The sequence below is a fragment of the Terrabacter sp. Soil811 genome (assembly GCF_001429655.1).
Taxonomy (GTDB): Bacteria; Actinomycetota; Actinomycetes; order Actinomycetales; family Dermatophilaceae; genus Terrabacter.
In genome coordinates, this window is sequence record NZ_LMSX01000007.1 from 254991 (window position 1) to 272579 (window position 17589).

The 17589-nt window shown below is 71.6% G+C and carries 21 protein-coding genes; 11 read left to right on the plus strand and 10 right to left on the minus strand.

Annotated features, from left to right (window positions below; all coding sequences use genetic code 11):
- Nucleotides 1–85: 85 nt before the first annotated feature.
- From ASH01_RS08075 to ASH01_RS08090, 4 genes are read left to right on the plus strand one after another with little or no spacing between them, the layout of a single operon-like run.
- Nucleotides 86–1111 (plus strand): Bug family tripartite tricarboxylate transporter substrate binding protein, encoded by a 1026-nt coding sequence (locus tag ASH01_RS08075; protein WP_056774014.1) that lies wholly within the window; start codon nucleotides 86–88, stop codon nucleotides 1109–1111.
- Nucleotides 1112–1113: 2 nt separating this feature from the next.
- A complete protein-coding gene (locus ASH01_RS08080; RefSeq protein WP_200959135.1) occupies nucleotides 1114–1701 on the plus strand; it encodes a tripartite tricarboxylate transporter TctB family protein in 588 nt (195 codons plus the stop codon).
- Nucleotides 1701–3254: a tripartite tricarboxylate transporter permease gene (locus ASH01_RS08085; RefSeq protein ID WP_056774015.1), complete on the plus strand. Its 1554-nt coding sequence runs from the start codon at nucleotides 1701–1703 to the stop codon at nucleotides 3252–3254. Before ASH01_RS08080 ends, ASH01_RS08085 begins: the two co-directional genes overlap by 1 nt.
- A complete protein-coding gene (locus ASH01_RS08090) occupies nucleotides 3251–3643 on the plus strand; it encodes a universal stress protein (RefSeq protein WP_056774018.1) in 393 nt (130 codons plus the stop codon). The genes ASH01_RS08085 and ASH01_RS08090 overlap by 4 nt, the downstream gene beginning before the upstream one ends.
- Before the next feature lie 144 nt (nucleotides 3644–3787).
- Here ASH01_RS08090 and ASH01_RS08095 read toward each other — a convergent pair whose 3' ends face one another.
- The 4 genes from ASH01_RS08095 to nth form a co-directional block, all read right to left on the minus strand.
- On the minus strand, nucleotides 3788–4567 hold the full coding sequence (locus tag ASH01_RS08095) for a GNAT family N-acetyltransferase (protein WP_056774021.1): 780 nt from the start codon (nucleotides 4565–4567) through the stop codon (nucleotides 3788–3790).
- Nucleotides 4568–4639: 72 nt separating this feature from the next.
- On the minus strand, nucleotides 4640–5842 hold the full coding sequence (locus ASH01_RS08100; RefSeq protein ID WP_056774024.1) for a MarP family serine protease: 1203 nt from the start codon (nucleotides 5840–5842) through the stop codon (nucleotides 4640–4642).
- Nucleotides 5839–6582 (minus strand): NUDIX hydrolase, encoded by a 744-nt coding sequence (locus tag ASH01_RS08105; protein ID WP_056774027.1) that lies wholly within the window; start codon nucleotides 6580–6582, stop codon nucleotides 5839–5841. The genes ASH01_RS08100 and ASH01_RS08105 overlap by 4 nt, the downstream gene beginning before the upstream one ends.
- Entirely contained in the window at nucleotides 6579–7238 is a 660-nt protein-coding gene (gene nth / locus ASH01_RS08110; RefSeq protein ID WP_235508717.1) for an endonuclease III, read from the minus strand. Before nth ends, ASH01_RS08105 begins: the two co-directional genes overlap by 4 nt.
- A 235-nt stretch (nucleotides 7239–7473) precedes the next feature.
- Between nth and gntA the strand changes: the two genes are divergently transcribed.
- The 3 genes from gntA to ASH01_RS08125 all read left to right on the plus strand — a co-directional run bounded on the left by gntA (nucleotide 7474) and on the right by ASH01_RS08125 (nucleotide 9744).
- Entirely contained in the window at nucleotides 7474–8250 is a 777-nt protein-coding gene (gntA, locus tag ASH01_RS08115) for a guanitoxin biosynthesis heme-dependent pre-guanitoxin N-hydroxylase GntA (protein ID WP_082619604.1), read from the plus strand.
- Nucleotides 8251–8317: 67 nt separating this feature from the next.
- Nucleotides 8318–9001 (plus strand): DUF1989 domain-containing protein, encoded by a 684-nt coding sequence (locus tag ASH01_RS08120; RefSeq protein ID WP_082619605.1) that lies wholly within the window; start codon nucleotides 8318–8320, stop codon nucleotides 8999–9001.
- 65 nt (nucleotides 9002–9066) lie between these two features.
- Nucleotides 9067–9744: a Crp/Fnr family transcriptional regulator gene (locus ASH01_RS08125; protein ID WP_020145792.1), complete on the plus strand. Its 678-nt coding sequence runs from the start codon at nucleotides 9067–9069 to the stop codon at nucleotides 9742–9744.
- Between the two features lie 56 nt (nucleotides 9745–9800).
- Here ASH01_RS08125 and ASH01_RS08130 read toward each other — a convergent pair whose 3' ends face one another.
- From ASH01_RS08130 to ASH01_RS22915, 5 genes are read right to left on the minus strand one after another with little or no spacing between them, the layout of a single operon-like run.
- Entirely contained in the window at nucleotides 9801–10454 is a 654-nt protein-coding gene (locus ASH01_RS08130) for a nucleoside/nucleotide kinase family protein (RefSeq protein ID WP_056774034.1), read from the minus strand.
- 20 nt (nucleotides 10455–10474) lie between these two features.
- Complete coding sequence (locus ASH01_RS08135) at nucleotides 10475–11272, minus strand: MBL fold metallo-hydrolase (protein WP_056774037.1); 798 nt, start codon at nucleotides 11270–11272, stop codon at nucleotides 10475–10477.
- A gap of 40 nt (nucleotides 11273–11312) precedes the next feature.
- The gene (locus tag ASH01_RS08140; protein ID WP_235509573.1) at nucleotides 11313–12233 is read right to left on the minus strand and encodes an NUDIX hydrolase; all 921 of its coding nucleotides are present in this window, start codon (nucleotides 12231–12233) and stop codon (nucleotides 11313–11315) included.
- Nucleotides 12230–12694: a RidA family protein gene (locus ASH01_RS08145; RefSeq protein ID WP_020145788.1), complete on the minus strand. Its 465-nt coding sequence runs from the start codon at nucleotides 12692–12694 to the stop codon at nucleotides 12230–12232. Before ASH01_RS08145 ends, ASH01_RS08140 begins: the two co-directional genes overlap by 4 nt.
- 14 nt (nucleotides 12695–12708) lie before the next feature.
- A complete protein-coding gene (locus ASH01_RS22915) occupies nucleotides 12709–12864 on the minus strand; it encodes a DUF4177 domain-containing protein (RefSeq protein ID WP_142179199.1) in 156 nt (51 codons plus the stop codon).
- Nucleotides 12865–12937: 73 nt separating this feature from the next.
- Between ASH01_RS22915 and ASH01_RS08150 the strand changes: the two genes are divergently transcribed.
- The 4 genes from ASH01_RS08150 to ASH01_RS08165 all read left to right on the plus strand — a co-directional run bounded on the left by ASH01_RS08150 (nucleotide 12938) and on the right by ASH01_RS08165 (nucleotide 17058).
- Entirely contained in the window at nucleotides 12938–13708 is a 771-nt protein-coding gene (locus tag ASH01_RS08150; RefSeq protein WP_056774041.1) for an alpha/beta hydrolase family protein, read from the plus strand.
- A gap of 137 nt (nucleotides 13709–13845) precedes the next feature.
- Nucleotides 13846–14763: a hypothetical protein gene (locus tag ASH01_RS08155; protein ID WP_056774043.1), complete on the plus strand. Its 918-nt coding sequence runs from the start codon at nucleotides 13846–13848 to the stop codon at nucleotides 14761–14763.
- A 70-nt stretch (nucleotides 14764–14833) separates the two neighbouring features.
- Nucleotides 14834–15886: an ArsA-related P-loop ATPase gene (locus ASH01_RS08160; protein WP_056774046.1), complete on the plus strand. Its 1053-nt coding sequence runs from the start codon at nucleotides 14834–14836 to the stop codon at nucleotides 15884–15886.
- Nucleotides 15883–17058 carry an ArsA family ATPase gene (locus ASH01_RS08165; RefSeq protein WP_056774049.1) on the plus strand — a complete coding sequence of 392 codons (1176 nt, stop codon included), beginning with the start codon at nucleotides 15883–15885 and terminating at the stop codon, nucleotides 17056–17058. The genes ASH01_RS08160 and ASH01_RS08165 overlap by 4 nt, the downstream gene beginning before the upstream one ends.
- 73 nt (nucleotides 17059–17131) lie before the next feature.
- On the opposite strand, the gene ASH01_RS08170 is transcribed toward ASH01_RS08165, so the two are convergent.
- Nucleotides 17132–17437 carry a WhiB family transcriptional regulator gene (locus tag ASH01_RS08170; protein WP_056774052.1) on the minus strand — a complete coding sequence of 102 codons (306 nt, stop codon included), beginning with the start codon at nucleotides 17435–17437 and terminating at the stop codon, nucleotides 17132–17134.
- Nucleotides 17438–17589: the final 152 nt, after the last annotated feature.

The window sequence follows — 17589 nt, forward strand, 5'->3', positions numbered from 1 at the left end:
TTGCTGACACAAGGGCGACACGGCGTCGTGACGCAGGCCACGATCATGCCGTTCCAGCCACAGAACGCGAAAGTAGACCTCAACGATGAGCACTCGTACTCCCGCCCGCAGGTCCGTCCTGCTCGGCGTCACCGTCGGCGTCACCGCCCTGGCCCTCTCGGCCTGCGGCGCCACCGCCAAGAAGGACGACGCCGCCACCGGCGCGGCCGGTGGCTCCCCCGCCAGCAACCTCCAGATCATGGTCCCCAACGCCCCCGGCGGCGGCTACGACACGACCGCCCGCACCGCGGCGAAGGTCATGGAGGCCGCCAAGATCACCAGCGCGATCCAGGTCTTCAACCTCCCGGGCGCCGGCGGCACCGTGGGCCTGCAGCGCACGGTCAACGAGAAGGGCAACGGCAAGCTCGCCATGCAGATGGGGCTCGGCGTCGTCGGCGCGGCCTACACGCAGAAGAGCCAGGCCACGCTCAACGACACCACCCCGATCGCCAAGCTGATCGAGGAGGCCGGCGCGATCGTCGTGCCGAAGGACTCGCCCTACCAGGACGTCAACGCGCTCGTCGCGGCGTGGAAGGCCGACCCGAAGAAGGTCAACGTCGGCGGCGGCTCGTCCCCGGGCGGACCCGACCACCTGCTCCCGATGCAGCTGGCCAAGGCGGTCGGCATCGACCCCAAGACCGTCAGCTACATCGGCTTCGACGGCGGCGGCGAGCTGCTCCCGGCCCTCATCGGCAACAAGATCTCCTTCGGTGCCAGCGGCTTCGGCGAGTTCCTCGACCAGGTCAAGGCCGGCCAGGTCAAGGTCCTCGCGGTCACGAGCGAGAAGCGCATCGACGCCCTGCCCGACGTGCCGACCCTCAAGGAGTCCGGCATCGACCTCGTCTTCACCAACTGGCGCGGCATCGTGGCCCCTCCCGGCATCTCCGACGCCGACAAGGCCACGTGGATCGACGCGCTGACGAAGATGCACGCCTCGCAGGGCTGGAAGGACGAGATGGAGAAGCGCGGCTGGACCGACGCCTTCGTCACCGGTGACGCGTTCGGCACCTTCCTCAAGGAGCAGGACGCCTCGGTCGCCGAGATCCTCACCACCCTCGGACTGGCCAGCTGACCATGTCGGACCACACCCCCGACCCCACGCGCGACGCGCCCGCCGGTGCTGTGACCAGCACCGGCGGCACGTCCGCCGTCATGTCCGACGGGGTGGCCGCGCAGGGCCGCGGGGATCGCGCGCAGTACGGCATGTGCGCCTTCCTCGCGGTCCTCGGCGGGCTGCTGCTCTTCGACGCGGCCCGCATCGGCCACGCGACGAGCAGCAACGACCCCGTGGGTCCCCGTCCCGTGCCGATCATCCTCGGCATCCTGCTGCTCGTGACCGCCGTCCTGTATGCCGTCGACGTCTACCGCGGCGGCGTCGGCAGCGCCGAGGAGGGCGAGGACGTCGACCTCTCGACCGGCTCGGACTGGAAGACCCTCGGCCTGCTCGCCGGCTTCTTCGTCCTCAACGCCGTGCTCATCGAGCCGCTCGGCTGGGTCATCAGCGGCACCATCCTCTTCGCCGGCTCGGCCTTCGCCCTCGGCAACCGTCACCACGTGCGCGGTCTGCTCTTCGGCCTGGGCCTCGCGCTCGCCACCTTCTACGCCTTCGCCATCGGGCTCGACGTCAACCTGCCCGCCGGCGTGCTGCAAGGAATCCTCTGATGGACAACTTCGCCAACCTGATCGACGGGTTCGGGCACGTCCTGACCCCGATGAACCTGCTCTTCGCCCTCATCGGCGTCACCATCGGCACCGCCGTCGGCGTCCTCCCCGGCATCGGCCCGGCCATGACCGTCGCGCTGCTCCTGCCCGTCACGTACGGCCTCGAGCCGACCCAGGCCCTCATCATGTTCGCCGGCATCTTCTACGGCGGTATGTACGGCGGCTCGACGACCTCGATCCTGCTCAACACGCCCGGTGAGTCCTCGTCGGTCGTCACGGCCATCGAGGGCAACAAGATGGCCAAGGCCGGCCGGGCCGCGCAGGCGCTCGCGACCGCGGCCATCGGCTCCTTCGTCGCCGGCACGATCGGCACCCTGCTGCTCGCGCTCGTCATGCCGCAGGTCGTGAAGTTCGCGGTCAGCCTCGGCGCCCCTGAGTACTTCGCGATCATGCTGCTGGCCTTCGCCGGTGCGAGCGCGGTGCTCGGCAGCTCACGCATCCGCGGCTTCGCAGCCCTGCTCATCGGCCTCGCCATCGGGCTCATCGGCATCGACAAGGTGACCGGCCAGCAGCGCATGACCTTCGGGACCGCGCAGCTCGCCGACGGCATCGACGTCGTCGTCGTCGCGGTCGGCATCTTCGCCGTCGGCGAGGCGCTCTGGGTCGCGGCCCACCTGCGGCGCAAGGCCGCCGGCGTCATCCCGGTCGGCCGCCCGTGGATGGGACGGGACGACTGGGGCCGCTCGTGGAAGCCGTGGCTGCGCGGCACCGCCTTCGGCTTCCCGTTCGGCGCCCTCCCCGCGGGTGGCGCCGAGATCCCGACCTTCCTGTCCTACATGACCGAGCGCAAGCTCTCGAAGCGACCGGAGGAGTTCGGCAAGGGCGCCATCGAGGGCGTCGCCGGACCCGAGGCCGCCAACAACGCCTCGGCCGCCGGCACCCTGGTCCCGATGCTCGCGCTCGGGCTGCCGACCAACGCGACGGCCGCGATCATGCTCGCCGCGCTGCAGGGCTGGGGCCTCGAGCCGGGGCCGCTGCTCATGGAGAAGCAGCCGGTGCTCGTCTGGACGCTCATCGCGAGCCTCTTCGTCGGCAACACGATGCTGCTGCTGCTCAACCTGCCGCTCGCCCCTGCCTGGGCCAAGCTGCTCCAGATCCCGCGTCCCTACCTCTACGCCGGCATCCTCTTCTTCGCCTCCATGGGGGCGTATGCCGTCAACGCCCAGCCGTTCGACCTGCTCCTCCTGCTCGCGCTGGGCATGGTCGGCTTCGCGCTGCGCCGCTTCGGGCTGCCGGTGCTGCCGCTCATCATCGGCGTCATCCTCGGCCCGCTCGCCGAGCTGCAGGGGCGTCGCTCGCTCCAGCTCTCGGGCGGCGACCTCAGCGGTCTCGTCGGCGGCCCCGTCGCCTGGGTCTGCTACGCGATCATCGCGCTCGTCCTGCTGTGGCCGCTCGTCGGCAGGCTGATCGGCCGCGGTCGCGGACGCGGCGGCGACGGTCCCGGCACGGGCGTCGGCCCGAGCTCTCCGGAGACGACGGAGGTCATGGCATGACGATCCTCGTCGGCTACATCCCGACGTCGCAGGGCGAGGCGGCCCTCGCGGCCGCGATCGCCGAGGCGAAGGCGCACGACGAGTCGGTGCTCGTCATCAACATGTCCCGCGACGACAAGCTCGTCGACGCTCACCGCGCCGAGGGCTCGGACCTCGACCGGCTCGACGCCGACCTCGCCGAGTCCGGGGTCACGCACGAGGTGCGTCGCATCGAGCACGGCACCGACCCGGCCGACCAGCTCCTCGAGCTCGTCGACCGGGAGCAGCCCCGGATGCTCGTCATCGGCATCCGGCACCGCAGCGCCGTCGGCAAGCTGCTGCTCGGCTCGACCGCGCAGCGCCTGCTGCTCGACGCCACCTGCCCGGTCCTCGCCGTCAAGGCGAACTGAGCGAGCCGGCATACGCCCCCGTTCGAGGTGATACCGGAGGCCACGGTGCTGCCGGTATCACCTCGACGCGCGCCCGGCCCCTGACGGTTCGAGATGATGGCGGGCGCCCCCTCGGTGCCGTCATCACCTCGAACCGGGGACAGGTCAGGCGGGGGCTCGGGAGACGCCGACGTGGCGGGCGACCTCGGCGAAGCCGGCGCGCTGGTAGAGCCCGATCGCGGGCCCGCCGTCCTCGGCGACGATGACGAGCCGCCCGACGGCCGGGTCCTCGAGCGCCCACTCCCCCGCGGCACGCACGAGCGCCCCGGCGATGCCGCGCCGCCGGTGGCTCTCGAGGGTGACGACGTCCTGGTAGCGGGCGAGGTCGCCGAGCCGCACGATGCCGAGGTTCGCCACGAGCCGGTCGCCGTCGAAGGCCCCGAACCAACCCGCCCGCCCCGACTCGACGAGCCCGCGCTGCGCCGCCGCCCGCCGCCGCTCGAAGACGAGACGCCGGTCGCGCCGGTCCTCGGGGGTGTCGCTCCCGCCGACGTGGGCCGACTGCTCCCAGTCGTCGTCGGACTCGAGCGCCCGGATCCGTATGCCGTCCGGCACCTCCGCTGCCACCGGCACCGACGTCGTGGCGAGGTCGACGTCGACCTCGACGTCCCAGCCCTGGGCGGCCCAGGCCGCGGTGTCGCCGCCGTCGTGCGTGAAGGCGATCGCTCGGTGGTCGGCATCCGGGAGCTCCTCCTCGAAACGTGCGGTCCAGCGCTGGACCTCGTCCGAACGGGCCGCGGAGGGCACGAGCAGGAAGTTGCCCCACCAGAAGGTCGGGTTTGCCTCGGTGCGCACGACGAGGTGGTCGCCGTGTTCGGTCACGGTGGAGCCCTGCAGCCGCAGCAGGTCGAGGTCGGTGGTCAGCCCGGGACTGTCGATGCGCACCCCCCGATCCTTCCACCGTCGACATGCCACGCCGACGAACTTCGGCCCTTCGACGGTGAAGGGGCAGGCGGGTCAGCCGGCGACGCAGGCGCCGGTGTCGACCTGGGCTCCCGCCGACATGGCCTCGTCGAGCACCGGTTTGGCCTCGGCGAGCGTCAGCGCGTAGCCGGTCGCGTCGTCCTCGAGCGACTTGGCGAAGATGACACCGACGACCCGGCCATCGGTGTCGAGCAGGGGCCCGCCGGAGTTGCCCGGCTGCACGGTCGAGGCGAGCGAGTAGATCTCGCGGATGACGCGCTCGCTGCCGTAGATGTCGAGCCCGCGGGCCTCGAGCTGGGCCCGGACGCGGGCGGACACGACCCGGTAGGGGCCGTCGAGCGGAAAGCCCGGGACCGCGGCCGACTCGCCGCGCTTCAGCTCGCCGCCGAGCGGGAGCGCCGGCAGCGCCAGGCCCGGCACGCTGAGCACGGCGAGGTCGCGACGCGAGTCGAAGACGATGACACGCGCCCGGAGCGTCTGGTCGCCGCCCTCGACCCGCACCTCGTCGGCGCCGGCGACGACGTGGGCATTGGTGACGATGCGGCCCGGGGAGAGCACCCAGCCGGTGCCCTCCTGGCCGCGCTGGCACGACTGGGACTGGGTCGTCACCTTGACGACGGACCGGCCGGCCGCGCGGATCGCCGCCGACTGCGCGACAGCGGGGTCGGGGTCCTGCACCGGCGTGATCGGCTCGGGTGCGAGATCGCCGAACACCTGCGGGAAGCCCTGGCTCGACAGGAAGCCGCGGAAGCTCGCGAACACCTGGCCGGTCTGCTCGGGGACGACGGAGTTGACGACCTGCAGCACCTTCGAGTCGGCCATCGCCTTGGACAGCGCCGGGTTGCCGGCCGTGCGCAGCGCACCGCCGATGAACCAGATGATGAGGCTGGCGGCGAGCATGACGACGATGCCACCGAGGACCGAGTCGACCTGACGCAGCGAGGTCTGGCCGACGCGGCGCCGGATCCGCGCCCCGAGGAGGCTGCCGAGGTACTGGCCGAGCCACCCGAACGCGACGACACCGAGGATGAGCACGAGCACCCGGGTGCGGTCGTTGTCGGCAACCGACTGCCACCGTGCCAGCATCTCGGGCAGCTGCCACACCGCGAACATCGCGAAGGCGAAGAAGCCGACGAGCGAGAAGACGCTCTGGATCAGCCCCTGCCGGTAGCCGGAGTAGCCGTACGCCATCAGGAGCAGGACCAGGGCGATGTCGAGCACGACACTGCCGGTCATGACCGCCTCCCTCCGAGGTAGCGCTCGGGGAGCTCGCGCCGGATCTCAGGATCCCACGGCCGGGAGAGTCCGCCGAGCTCGAGGACGCTGCTGACGAGCCCGGCGGTGAAGCCCCACAGGAGCAGGTGGTCGAGGTCGAAGCCCGGTCCGACGTAGCCCGAGGGATGCGTCACCGAGAAGCGGGTGGCCGGGTCGACGAGGTGCGAGACGGGCACCGAGAGCACGTCGTGCACCTCGGCCGGGTCGCGGACCCCGATCGGCGAGGGCTGCGCCCACCAGCCGAGCACCGGCGCGACGACGAACTGGGCCGGCGCGAGGAAGAGCGACGGCAGCTGGGCGACGACGTCGACCCCCGCCGGGTCGATGCCCGTCTCCTCCTCGGCCTCGCGCAGCGCGGTGGCGACGAGGTCGTCGTCCCCGGGGTCGCGGGAGCCGCCCGGGAAGGCGATCTGGGCCGGCTGGGTGCGCATCGTGTGCGAGCGCTCGATGAGCACGACGTGCTCGCCGTCGTCGTCGGCGCCGGCGGGTGGGGGGCCGAAGAGGATGAGGACCGCCGACTCGCGGCCGCCCTCCTCCGGCGGCAGGAAGCGGGAGAACCACTCGGGAGCGACCTCCTCGAGGCGCACCGCGAGCTCGTCCATCCACGCCGGACGCGGCACGGTCCCCGCCCCGGGCGTCGGGGAGGGCTCGATGGAACCCGACCTGCCGGCATACGCGATCCGGCTGAGCGTGTGGGTCACTTCGGCGCCAGCTCGTACTTCAGGAGCTTCGCCGCCTTGTCGGGGTCGGTCTCGCCGGCGCCGTAGCTGGGGCACCAGCGCGCGACCGGGCACGCCCCGCAGGCCGGCTTCTTCGCGTGGCACGTGCGGCGGCCGTGGAAGATGACGACGTGGCTGAGCATCGTCCAGTCCTTGCGCATGAAGAGCGCGCCGACCTCGTGCTCGACCTTGACCGGATCCTCCTCCTCGGTCCAGCCGAAGCGGCGTGCGAGGCGGCCGAAGTGGGTGTCGACGGTGATGCCGGGGACGCCGAAGGCGTTGCCGAGCACGACGTTGGCCGTCTTGCGGCCCACACCCGGGAGCGTCACGAGGTCCTTGAGGCGCGGCGGCACCTCGCCGTCGAAACGCTCGACGAGGGCGATCCCGAGCTTGATGAGCGAGTCGGTCTTGGCGCGGTAGAAGCCGGTCGGCTGGATGATCGTCTCGAGCTCGGTGCGGTCGGCGTTCGCGTAGTCAGCGGCCGTCGGGTACTTCGCGAAGACGATCGGCGTCACCTTGTTGACCCCGACGTCGGTGGTCTGCGCCGACAGGATCGTCGCGACGAGCAGCTCGAGGGGCGTGCTGAAGTCGAGCTCACAGTGGGCGTACGGGTAGCGCTCATGGAGGGAGCGGTACATCTTCCGGGCGCGCCGGGTCCGCGCCACAGGGGTCTCGTCGTCGATCACGAGGGCTCGGGGGGACACGGACGACACTGTATGCCGCCGCGCTGTCACCCGCTGTCCGCCTCCGTGGGGCGGTCGGTCGGGTCGCGTTCGTCCAGGGTTTGGTGCGGTTACGTCCCGGGCGCGTCCAAGGTTGCGCAAGAAGCGAACCCGAGGTGGGTACGTCCTGCGTGCACGGGAGGAGTCCGACATGTCAACGGATACGCGCACCGCAGCACCCACCCCGACCGGAGCCTCCGCGATGGAGGTCCCCGAGGAGCACCACGGGCTCGAGACGACCCTCGACCTGCTGGCCGGAATGGACCTCGCCCACGCGTCCGACGCCGACGTCGTCCGAGCCCTCGAGCTCATGGTCACCCATGCCGAGTTCCCCTGCCTCGGGGCCAAGTCCGTCTTCCGTCGCGGCAGCGTCGCGCACGCCGTCCTCGACGACATGACCGATCCCGACGTCCCCGGCCAGCTGCTCGAGCGCCTCGAGACGTTCGCCCGGGCCATCGAGGGCGAGAGTGGCTTCCACTCCTTCATCGCGACCTTCCGTGGACCCCTGCCGAGCGACGAGTCCGCCTTCGAGTCCGCTCTCTTCGGGCTGCTCCAGCGGCTCCACGACGCCGACGACCGTTCTTGGGCCGACGGGGTGGGCTCGGACCCCAACGACCCGCACTTCGCCTTCTCCGCCGGCGGCACGGCGTACTTCATCGTCGGGCTGCACCCGGCCGCCTCCCGGGTGGCCCGCCGCGCGCCGCTGCCCACGCTCGTCTTCAACCCGCACGCCCAGTTCGAGGAGCTGCGCACCGAGGGCCGCTTCGACGGGATGCGCACGACGATCCGGCGGCGCGACGAGGACCTCCAGGGCTTCGTCAACCCGATGGTCGCCGACCACGGCGACAGCAGCGAGGCCATGCAGTACTCCGGGCGGCATCACCAGGCCGGCTGGGAGCCGCCCCTCGACGTCCACGACGCCGACTAGACGCACGCACGCACGCACGCACGACCCGACGACCCGACACACGACCGAGGACCACAGGGGAGCAAGGATGACGATCTCGCAGGACACCCGACTCATGACCGACCGACTCTTCGGCCCCGGCGGCCCGGTGCTGCAACCGGCCGGCGACTACCGTGACGGCATGGACCTGACCCGGCTCGCCCCCCAGACCGGAGCCGCCTTCGTCCTCAGGGCCGGGCAGCGACTCACCGTCATCGACCCGACCGGCGAGCAGGTCAGCGACTTCTTCGCCGTCATGGACGACGACCGCGACGAGTGGTTCAGCTCGGGCCGCACCATCGACTACGCCAACTCGACCGCCGTGACGACCGGCAGCGTGCTCTACAGCAACCGGAGCCGGCCGATGGCGACCGTCGTCGAGGACACGTGCGGTCACCACGACATCCTGCTGACCCCGTGCTCCCAGCAGACCTTCGACCTGCTCTACCCCGAGTTCGAAGGCGCCTACCACCCGAGCTGCTTCGAGAACCTCGCGACGACCATGGCGGAGTTCGACGTCGAGCCCGACCGCATCTCGACCACGCTCAACATCTTCATGAACGTGTGGACCGAGCGCGACGGCGAGCTGCACATCGACCCGCCGACGTCCACGGCCGGTGACCGTTTCGTGCTGCGGGCCGAGGCCGACCTCGTCGTCGGCCTGACCGCCTGCTCGGCCGAGAAGTCCAACAACGGGGTCTGCAAGCCGATCGACTACCGCATCGACGACTGAGACGCGCGGCCCGAAACCCCTGTGGTGGCAGGGCAACGGTGGAGGCGACGTGGCACACTGACCCCGTGGATCTCGACGTGGTGAGGCGTGCGCCCCTGTTCAAGGCTCTGGACGACGAGGCGGCCTCCGCGCTGCAGTCGGAGATGAGCCGGTCGCACATGGAGCGCGGCGACGTGCTCTTCCACGAGGGAGACCGGGGCGACACGCTCTACGTCATCGCCGAGGGCAAGATCAAGCTCGGCCGCACGAGCCCCGACGGACGCGAGAACCTCGTCGCCATCCTCGGCCCGGGCGAGATGTTCGGCGAGCTCAGCCTCTTCGACCCGGGCCCGCGCACCATGACGGCCACGGCCGTCGCCGAGACGCAGCTCCTCGGCCTCGGCAACGACTCCCTCACGGCGATCCTCACCGGCCGCCCCGAGGTCTCCAAGGCCCTGCTCGCGGCGCTCGCGCAGCGCCTGCGCCGCACCAACGCCCACCTCGCCGACCTCGTCTTCACCGACGTCCCCGGTCGCGTCGCCAAGGCCCTGCTCGACCTGTCCGAGCGCTTCGGCCGCCCCGTCGAGGGCGGCATCATGGTTTCCCACGACCTCACCCAGGAGGAGCTCGCGCAGCTCGTCGGCGCCTCCCGCGAGACGGTCAACAAGGCGCTCGCGGACTTCGCGACGCGTGGCTGGCTGCGGCTCGAGGCGCGCGCCGTGCTCCTGCAGGACGTCGAGCGGCTCAAGCGCCGCGCTCGCTGACTCGCGCCCCCCGCCGGTTGAGGTGGACACGCGGGCAGATCGCCTCGCCGAAAACCTCAACCGCTGAGGGACCAGCCGTGCGGACCGTTGAGCACGACGCGGTCGGCCTCGCCGGTGGCCAGGACGAGCGCCGCGTTGACGTCGTCGTTGCGTGCCACCCAGGCCTCGGCCTCGCCCGGCGCCTTGCCGAACCGGACGTGGCGATCGACGAGCCGCGACCGTCGCAGGTCGTCGTCCCCCGACACGAACCAGACCTCGGCGAGCTGTGCCCTGGCCCGCGCCCACCGCTCCTCGGGGAGCAGCAGGTAGTTGCCCTCGGTGACGACGAGACGGGCGGCCGGGGGCACGACCATGGCCGCCGCGATCGGCTGCTCGAGCGTCCGCTCGAAGCCGGGCGCGTAGACCCACGAGTCGGGCTGCTCGACGAGACGACGCAACAGGGCGGCATACCCGTCGGCGTCGAAGGTGTCCGGCGCACCCTTGCGCGACCGCGAGCCGAGCCGGTCGAGCTGGGCGTCAGCGAGGTGGAAGCCGTCCATCGGCACGTGGGCGACCCAGTCCGCACCCTTGCGAGCCGCGACGGTCTCGAGCAGCGCCTCCGCGAGGGTCGACTTGCCCGCCCCCGGCGCGCCGGCGATGCCGAGCACGACCCGGCGGCGGTCGGCCACGAGCGCCACCGCGGCAGCCGCGAGCTCCTCGATGCCGTGCACGGTCGGAGTCTCCCACCTCGTCACGGGTGGGTGCGGAGGTACTCCAGCTGCGCCTGCACCGACAGCTCGGCCGCCGGCCAGACGCTTCGCGGCACGTCGGCGTAGACCTCCTCGACGACCGCGTATGCCGTGTGCGCACCTCGGGCGACCGCGTCGCGCACCTGCCCCAGCCGTTCGGCGCGGTGCCTGAGGTAGAAGGTCACGGTGGCGGCCGCGTCGGTGACGAACGGCCCGTGACCGGGGAGCAGGCTCGTGACGTCCCCGGCCCGGGTCAGTGCCTCGATGCGGTCGAGCGAGGCGAGGTAGGCCTCGAGGCTGCCGTCGGGCCAGGCGACGACGGTCGTGCCGCGGCCGAGGATCGTGTCGCCGGTGAGCAGGGTGTTGTCGGCGGGAAGGACGAACGAGAAGGAGTCGCTCGTGTGTCCGGGCGTCTCCACGGCCAGGATCTCGAGCCCGCCGACCGTGATGGTCTCGCCGGCCCACAGGTCGTCGTGCCCGCGCCCGAACGCGCGCACCGGGGCGCCGGTCAGCTCGTGGAACCGGTCGGCGCTCTCGGCGTGGTCGTCGTGCCCGTGGGTGAGGAGGGTCAGCGCGACCCGGCGCCCGGTCTCGGCGACCCGCGTCAGCACGTGCTGGAGATGGCCCTCGTCGAGCGGGCCCGGGTCGACGACGACGACCTCGTCAGAGCCCGGCTCGGCGAGCAACCACGTGTTCGTGCCGTCGAGGGTCATCGGCGACGGGTTGGGGCAGAGCACGCACTCGGCGCGCTCGCTCGTGACGCCGCCGTGCCAGCCGGGGTCGGCCGCGGTGCCGATCACCGCGACACGTCCCGTGGCCTGCCCGACGACGCCACCCGGCTCATCGTTCGACGATCTCCATAGCCGGTCCGCCGGGGCCGTCGACGACCTCCGGCATGACGAGCGGAAGGTGCTCACTGTGCACGACCACGTCTGCGGCAGAAGGCGCGTCGCGGATCTCCTCCACGCACACGACCGTCGGGGGCAGCATGAGAGCCGACCCGGCGGCATACGCCCTCAGCAGCTCGGAAGGCACCACCCACGTGGCCTGGTCGGCCTCGGTGGTCTCGCCGTCGGCCACCTGGAGCGGCGGCATGAGAGCGGCGAAGAACCACGTGTCGTAGCGGCGCGGCTCGAAGACCGGGGTCAGCCAGTGCGCCTTGGCGACGATGAGGTCGGAGCGCAGGACGAGGCCCTTGTCGCGGAGGACGTCGGCCAAGGAGAGCCGGCGGTCGACGAGCGCGAGGCGGATGTCGAGCCACTCGGGGCCGTCGACCATGGCGAGCGGTCCGCTCGCCGACGGGCTCGCGAGGAGCACCCCGCACTCCTCGAAGACCTCGCGGATCGCGGCCGCGACGTACATCTGGGCCTCCGAGGGCGAGCAGCCGAGCCGGTCGGCCCACTCGGACGGTGAGGGACCCGCCCACGGCAGGCCGATCTCGCCGTCGCGGTCGTCGACGGAACCGCCGGGGAAGACCATCATGCTCGGCGCGAACTCCATCTCGGAGACGCGCCGCAGCATGAAGACCTCGGGTCCGTCGACGCCGCCGACACCGCCGACACCGCCGACACCGCCGACGCCGTCGCGCACGAGCATCACGGTGCTGGCGCGGCGGGGTTCGGCCTCGTCCCAGCGCTCCCCCGCGAGCCAGCGGGTGGCGGTGTCGGAGATGCCGGGCGTCGTGGTCAGGGGGAACTGGCGACCCACGGTGCCGGCCACCTGGCGCTCACCTGCCGTCATCGTGCCGTCACCCGCACTCACCGGGCGACGGAGACGATGACCTCGACCTCGACGGGTGCGTCCAACGGGAGCGCAGCGACACCGACGGCCGAACGGGCATGGATTCCCTTGTCACCAAACGCCTTGACGAGCAGCTCGCTCGCGCCGTTGATGACCCCGGGCTGGCCGGTGAAGCCCGGGTCGGAGGCGACGAAACCGACGACCTTGACGACACGGGTCACCGTGTCGAGGTCGCCGATCTCGGACTTGATGGCCGCGATCGCGTTGAGGGCACACGTCTCGGCGAGGGACTTGGCGGTCTCGGCGTCGACCTCGGCGCCGACCTTGCCGGTCGCGGCGAGGGAACCGTCGACCATGGGCAGCTGACCCGAGGTGAACACGAGGTCGCCCTCACGGACGACGGGGACGTAGGCGGCGACGGGCGGCACGACCTCGGGCACGGTGAGGCCGAGCTCGGACAGGCGGTCTTCGACTGCAGACATGGTGCGGTGACTCCTCAGGACTTCGGGCGCTTAAAGTAGGCGACGAGGCTCGTGCCGTCGGGACCGTTGACGATCTGGACGAGCTCCCACCCGTCCGCCCCGAAGTTGTCGAGGATCTGCTTGGTGTTGTGGATCAGAAGCGGTGCGGTGAGGTATTCCCACTGGGTCATGGCCATCACCCTACTCAGTGTCACCACGGCTCTCTCGGGGTGCGTCGGTGGCGCGGGTGGCACCATGACGCCCATGACGAGCAGCCCCTCGACGACGTCCCCCGCGAGCGCCTCGACGCGCTCCTACGGCAGCGACCCCGCGCAGGTCTACGACGTCATCCCGCCGGCGTCAGGCACGCCTGCGGCAAGGGGCACGGTCGTCGTCGTCCACGGCGGCTTCTGGCGGGCGCAGTACGACCGCGAGCACGCGCTCCCCGAGGCCCGCGCCTTCGCGGCGGCGGGCAACCACGTGGTGCTGGCGGAGTACCGCCGAGTCGGTATGCCGGGTGGCGGCGTCCCCGGGACCCTCGACGACGTGCGCGACCTCGTCGCGTCGGTCGCGTCCCAGCCGGACCTGCCGAAGCCGCTCGTCCTCGTCGGCCACTCCGCCGGCGGGCACCTCGTCGCGTGGGCGGCGGGCCAGCCGTGGGCGTCGGAGCGCGGCATCGCCGGCGTGGTCTCGCTGGCCGGGGTCGTCGACCTCGGCGCGGCGGATCGGCTGCACCTCGGGTCCGACGCCACGCGTGACTTCGTCGGGTCGGGACCGGGCACGGCGGCGTGGACCTCGGCCGACCCGATGTCGACGCTGCCTCCGAAGGTGCCGGTGCGGCTCGTCAACGGGGCCGACGACGACACCGTGCCGCTGGGCGTGGCCGATGACTACGTCGCGAAGGCGAAGGCCGCCGGCGGCGACGTGACGGAGCAGGTCGTGCCCGGAGCCGACCACTTCGCCGTCATCGACCCGACGACGCCGGCCTTCAAGGCCGTCCAGGCGGCAGTAGCCGCCCTCCTCCCACCCGGTTGAGGTAGACCCGCCGCCGTTTCCGCGGCGTGGATACCTCAAACGCGGCGTCGTCCACATCCGGTCGCACCGGCTCGGAGTTGTCCCCAGGCCGGTTCGCCGACCGCCCCCGGCGACCGGCGCGGCTGCAGGGTCGGGTCATGAGATCCACCCGGCGCCGTGAGAGGGCCCGCGTCGTCGACGCCGCAGACCTCGGCGTGGTCTCTCGCGCCTCGCTGCGAGCGCACGGGATCAGTGCCGCCGACGTGCGGGCAGAGGTCAGGGCCGACCGCTGGATGACGCACGGCCTGCAGACGGTGGCCCTGCACACCCGACCACTCGGTCAGGAGGAGCTGCAGTGGCGCGCGGTCTGGGAGACCGGTGCCGACGTCGCGGCCCTCGATGGCGTGACCGCTCTACTCGCGGCCGGGATGAAGGGCTACTGCGACGATCGCATCCATCTCTCCGTCGTCCACTCCCACACGGTCAAGCGACTACCGGGGGTTCGAGTGCACAAGATCACGCACCGCCACGACCGCGAGCTCGAGCCACACGGCATACCCCGAGTGCGGCCGGCCGTGGCCGCGATCCGGGCCGCTCACTGGGCCGACTCCGATCGGCAGGCCGCCTTGCTGCTCGTCCTGCCGACGCAGCAGGGGCTCGTTCGGGCGTCAGATCTTCTGGAGACGGCGCGGACGATCCGCGGGCGTCGACGGCGCGCCTTCGTGGGTGGAGTCGTCAAGGACATCGCGCTCGGTGCGCAGTCGTTGGGCGAGCTCGACTTCGCCCGACTCTGCCGTGCCCGGGGGCTCCCCGCGCCGGACCGGCAGATCGTATGCCGAGGACCGAAGGGCCGGATCTACCTCGATGTCCGCTGGCGCTGCGGGGTCGTCGTCGAGATCGACGGCATCCAGCACACGTGGGGCCTCGCACCCGTCCTCGATGCTCTGCGCCAGAACGGCGTGACGCTCTCGCGCGACACGGTGCTGCGCATCCCCAACATCGGGCTGCGCCTGCACGAGAACGACTTCATGGACCAGGTGGCGCAGGCGTTGCAGCAACGCGGCGCTTTGAGGTGATGCGGTCGACGCGTCCGCGGCGTGTTCACCTCGAACCGGGGCGCGTCCGGGCGCCACCTAAGGTGGAGGGGTGACGACCGGCCCCACCGACCCCTCCTGGGCGCGAGCGCGGCTGCACGTCGTCACCGGCAAGGGCGGCACGGGCAAGACGACCGTCGCCTCGGCCATCGCGCTGGCCCTCGCGTCGGCCCACGCTCACGTGCTGCTCACCGAGGTCGAGGGCCGGCAGGGCATCAGCCAGACCTTCGACGTGCCCCCGCTCGGCACCGACGAGACCCGCATCGTCCGGCTGCCGGGGGGTGGGGAGGTCGTCGGCCTGGCCATCGAGCCCAAGGCCGCGCTCCTCGAGTACCTCCAGCTGTTCTACAAGCTCGGCCGCGCCGGCAAGCTCCTCGAGAAGTTCGGCGCCATCGACTTCGCGACGACCATCGCCCCCGGCGTCCGGGACGTCCTGCTCATCGGCAAGATCTACGAGGCCAACCGCCGCCGCCGGGACGGCAAGCACAAGGGCGACGCACCCCCTGTCTACGACGGCATCGTCCTCGACGCGCCGCCGACCGGACGCATCGGACGCTTCCTCTCGGTCAACTCCGAGGTGGCCGACCTCGCCCGCGTCGGACCTATCGCCTCGCAGGCCGGCTCGATCACCCGCCTGCTCGAGTCCGAGCAGACCGTCGTCCACCTCGTGACCCTCCTCGAGGAGATGCCTGTGCAGGAGACCCTCGAGGCCATCGCCGACCTCAGGGCAAAGGGCCTGCACCCGGGCGCGATCATCGTCAACATGGTGCGCGAGCCGCTCCTCGACGACACGGCGCTCGAGCAGGCGCGCGCGGGCCGGCTGCACAAGCCGTCGATCCGCACCCAGCTCGGCGAGGCCGGCGTCAAGGCCACACCGGAGCTCGTCGACGGCCTGCTCGAGGAGGCCCGCGACCACGCGCAGCGGATCGACCTCGAGCGCGAGCAGCTCGCACTCCTCGAGGCCACCGGCCTGCCGATCGCCGAGCTGCCCGCACTCCCGGGCGGCGTCGACTCGGGCTCGGTCCGCGAGCTCGCCGACCTCCTCGTCCCGCTCTTCGTCCACCGCGCCGGAGCCCCGACCGGGAACGAGCAGGCCCACGCATGAGCCCCGGACCCGTCTCGACCAAGGCGCCCCTCCTCAACATCGACGCCCTCATCGACGAAACGGCGACGCAGATCGTCGTGTGCTGCGGTTCAGGCGGCGTCGGCAAGACCACGACCGCCGCCGCCCTCGGCCTGCGCGCCGCGGAGTCGGGCCGCAAGGTCGTCGTCCTGACGATCGACCCCGCCCGCCGCCTGGCCCAGTCGCTCGGGCTCACCGAGCTCGACAACACCCCTCGGCCGGTCACCGACATCGACACGGCGGCCGGCGGCAGCCTCCACGCGATGATGCTCGACATGAAGCGGACCTTCGACGAGGTCGTCATCGCCCACTCCGAGCCGGGCAAGGCCGAGCAGATCCTCGCCAACCCCTTCTACCAGGCCGTGAGCAGCTCCTTCGCCGGCACGCAGGAGTACATGGCGATGGAGAAGCTCGGCCAGCTCAAGGCGAGCGCCGGCACCGAGGACGCCCCGTGGGACCTCATCGTCGTCGACACCCCGCCGTCCCGCTCCGCCCTCGACTTCCTCGACGCCCCGAACCGCCTCGGCAGCTTCCTCGACGGACGCTTCATCCGTCTGCTCACCGCGCCGGCCAAGGCGGGCGGGCGCGCCGGCCTCAAGGTCTTCGGCGTGGGCATCCAGATTGTCACCTCGACGATGACCAAGATCCTCGGCGGCCAGATGCTCAGCGACGTGCAGACGTTCGTCAACGCGCTCGACACGATGTTCGGCGGCTTCCGCGAGCGTGCGGACGAGACCTACCGCCTGCTCTCCGAGGACGGCACGGCCTTCCTCGTCGTCGCCGCACCGGAGCGCGACGCGCTCCGCGAGGCGTCCTACTTCGTCGACCGCCTCGAAGCGGACGGTATGCCGCTCGCCGGGCTCGTCGTCAACCGCATCGGTCGCGTCTCGGCGACCGGGGTCACCCCGTCGCGCGCGCTCGCCGCCGCGGAGTCGCTCGAGGAGAGCGGCGGACCGAAGTCGGCATCCAACGCCGCCGGCCTGCTGCGGTTGCACGCATCGCTCGTGCGCACGGCCGAGCGACAGCGCGAGCTCGCGGACCGCTTCTCACGGTCACACCCCGGCATACCCGTCGTGCACGTGCCGGCTCTGGGACGGGACGTCCACGACCTCGACGGCCTGCGTGAGATCGGGCATGCGTTAGCGGGGTCGTGACCCACCCTCAGGTGGCCACGGCCCCGCTCACGTACGACGTGGACCGACCGGAGACCGGTCGGCGCAAGCCGGCTCAGTCGTGCTTGACCTGTGAGGCCATGCCCGCACGGAGCGCCGACTTCCAGGACGTGATGTCCGGACGCTTGCGGAGCAGGGCCCGGCGCTCGCGCTCGGTCATGCCTCCCCAGACGCCGAACTCGGTCCGGTTGTCGAGAGCCTCGGCCAGGCACTGCGCGAGAACAGGACACGTCTTGCAGACGGCCTTCGCGTCGTGCTGGGCCTTGCCTCGGACGAACAGAGCATCCGGGTCCACGCCTGAACAGCTGGCCTGACTGGCCCACTCGTTCACCCACGGATCCACGATTGCGACAGCACTCATTTTGTTTCCCCTCCCCGCCCGGCGCCTCCCATGACATCCGGACTGACCGCGGACCGTCCCACCGATCCTGATCATGTGGACCCCCCTAAGGCCCAAACGAGACATTACGAGCGCTGGGCCGCGCCGGACATAGCCTCTATGGACCATTTAGT

Coding starts and splice junctions, on each gene's coding strand:
- ASH01_RS08080 (WP_200959135.1), top strand. CDS start 1,114: ATGTCGGACCACACCCCCGACCCCACGCGCGACGCGCCCGCCGGTGCT.
- ASH01_RS08085 (WP_056774015.1), top strand. CDS start 1,701: ATGGACAACTTCGCCAACCTGATCGACGGGTTCGGGCACGTCCTGACC.
- nth (WP_235508717.1), bottom strand. CDS start 7,238: ATGTACCGCTCCCTCCATGAGCGCTACCCGTACGCCCACTGTGAGCTC.
- ASH01_RS08120 (WP_082619605.1), top strand. CDS start 8,318: ATGACGATCTCGCAGGACACCCGACTCATGACCGACCGACTCTTCGGC.
- ASH01_RS08145 (WP_020145788.1), bottom strand. CDS start 12,694: ATGTCTGCAGTCGAAGACCGCCTGTCCGAGCTCGGCCTCACCGTGCCC.
- ASH01_RS08170 (WP_056774052.1), bottom strand. CDS start 17,437: ATGAGTGCTGTCGCAATCGTGGATCCGTGGGTGAACGAGTGGGCCAGT.
- ASH01_RS08090 (WP_056774018.1), top strand. CDS start 3,251: ATGACGATCCTCGTCGGCTACATCCCGACGTCGCAGGGCGAGGCGGCC.
- ASH01_RS08150 (WP_056774041.1), top strand. CDS start 12,938: ATGACGAGCAGCCCCTCGACGACGTCCCCCGCGAGCGCCTCGACGCGC.
- ASH01_RS22915 (WP_142179199.1), bottom strand. CDS start 12,864: ATGACCCAGTGGGAATACCTCACCGCACCGCTTCTGATCCACAACACC.
- ASH01_RS08100 (WP_056774024.1), bottom strand. CDS start 5,842: ATGACCGGCAGTGTCGTGCTCGACATCGCCCTGGTCCTGCTCCTGATG.
- gntA (WP_082619604.1), top strand. CDS start 7,474: ATGTCAACGGATACGCGCACCGCAGCACCCACCCCGACCGGAGCCTCC.
- ASH01_RS08165 (WP_056774049.1), top strand. CDS start 15,883: ATGAGCCCCGGACCCGTCTCGACCAAGGCGCCCCTCCTCAACATCGAC.
- ASH01_RS08075 (WP_056774014.1), top strand. CDS start 86: ATGAGCACTCGTACTCCCGCCCGCAGGTCCGTCCTGCTCGGCGTCACC.
- ASH01_RS08155 (WP_056774043.1), top strand. CDS start 13,846: ATGAGATCCACCCGGCGCCGTGAGAGGGCCCGCGTCGTCGACGCCGCA.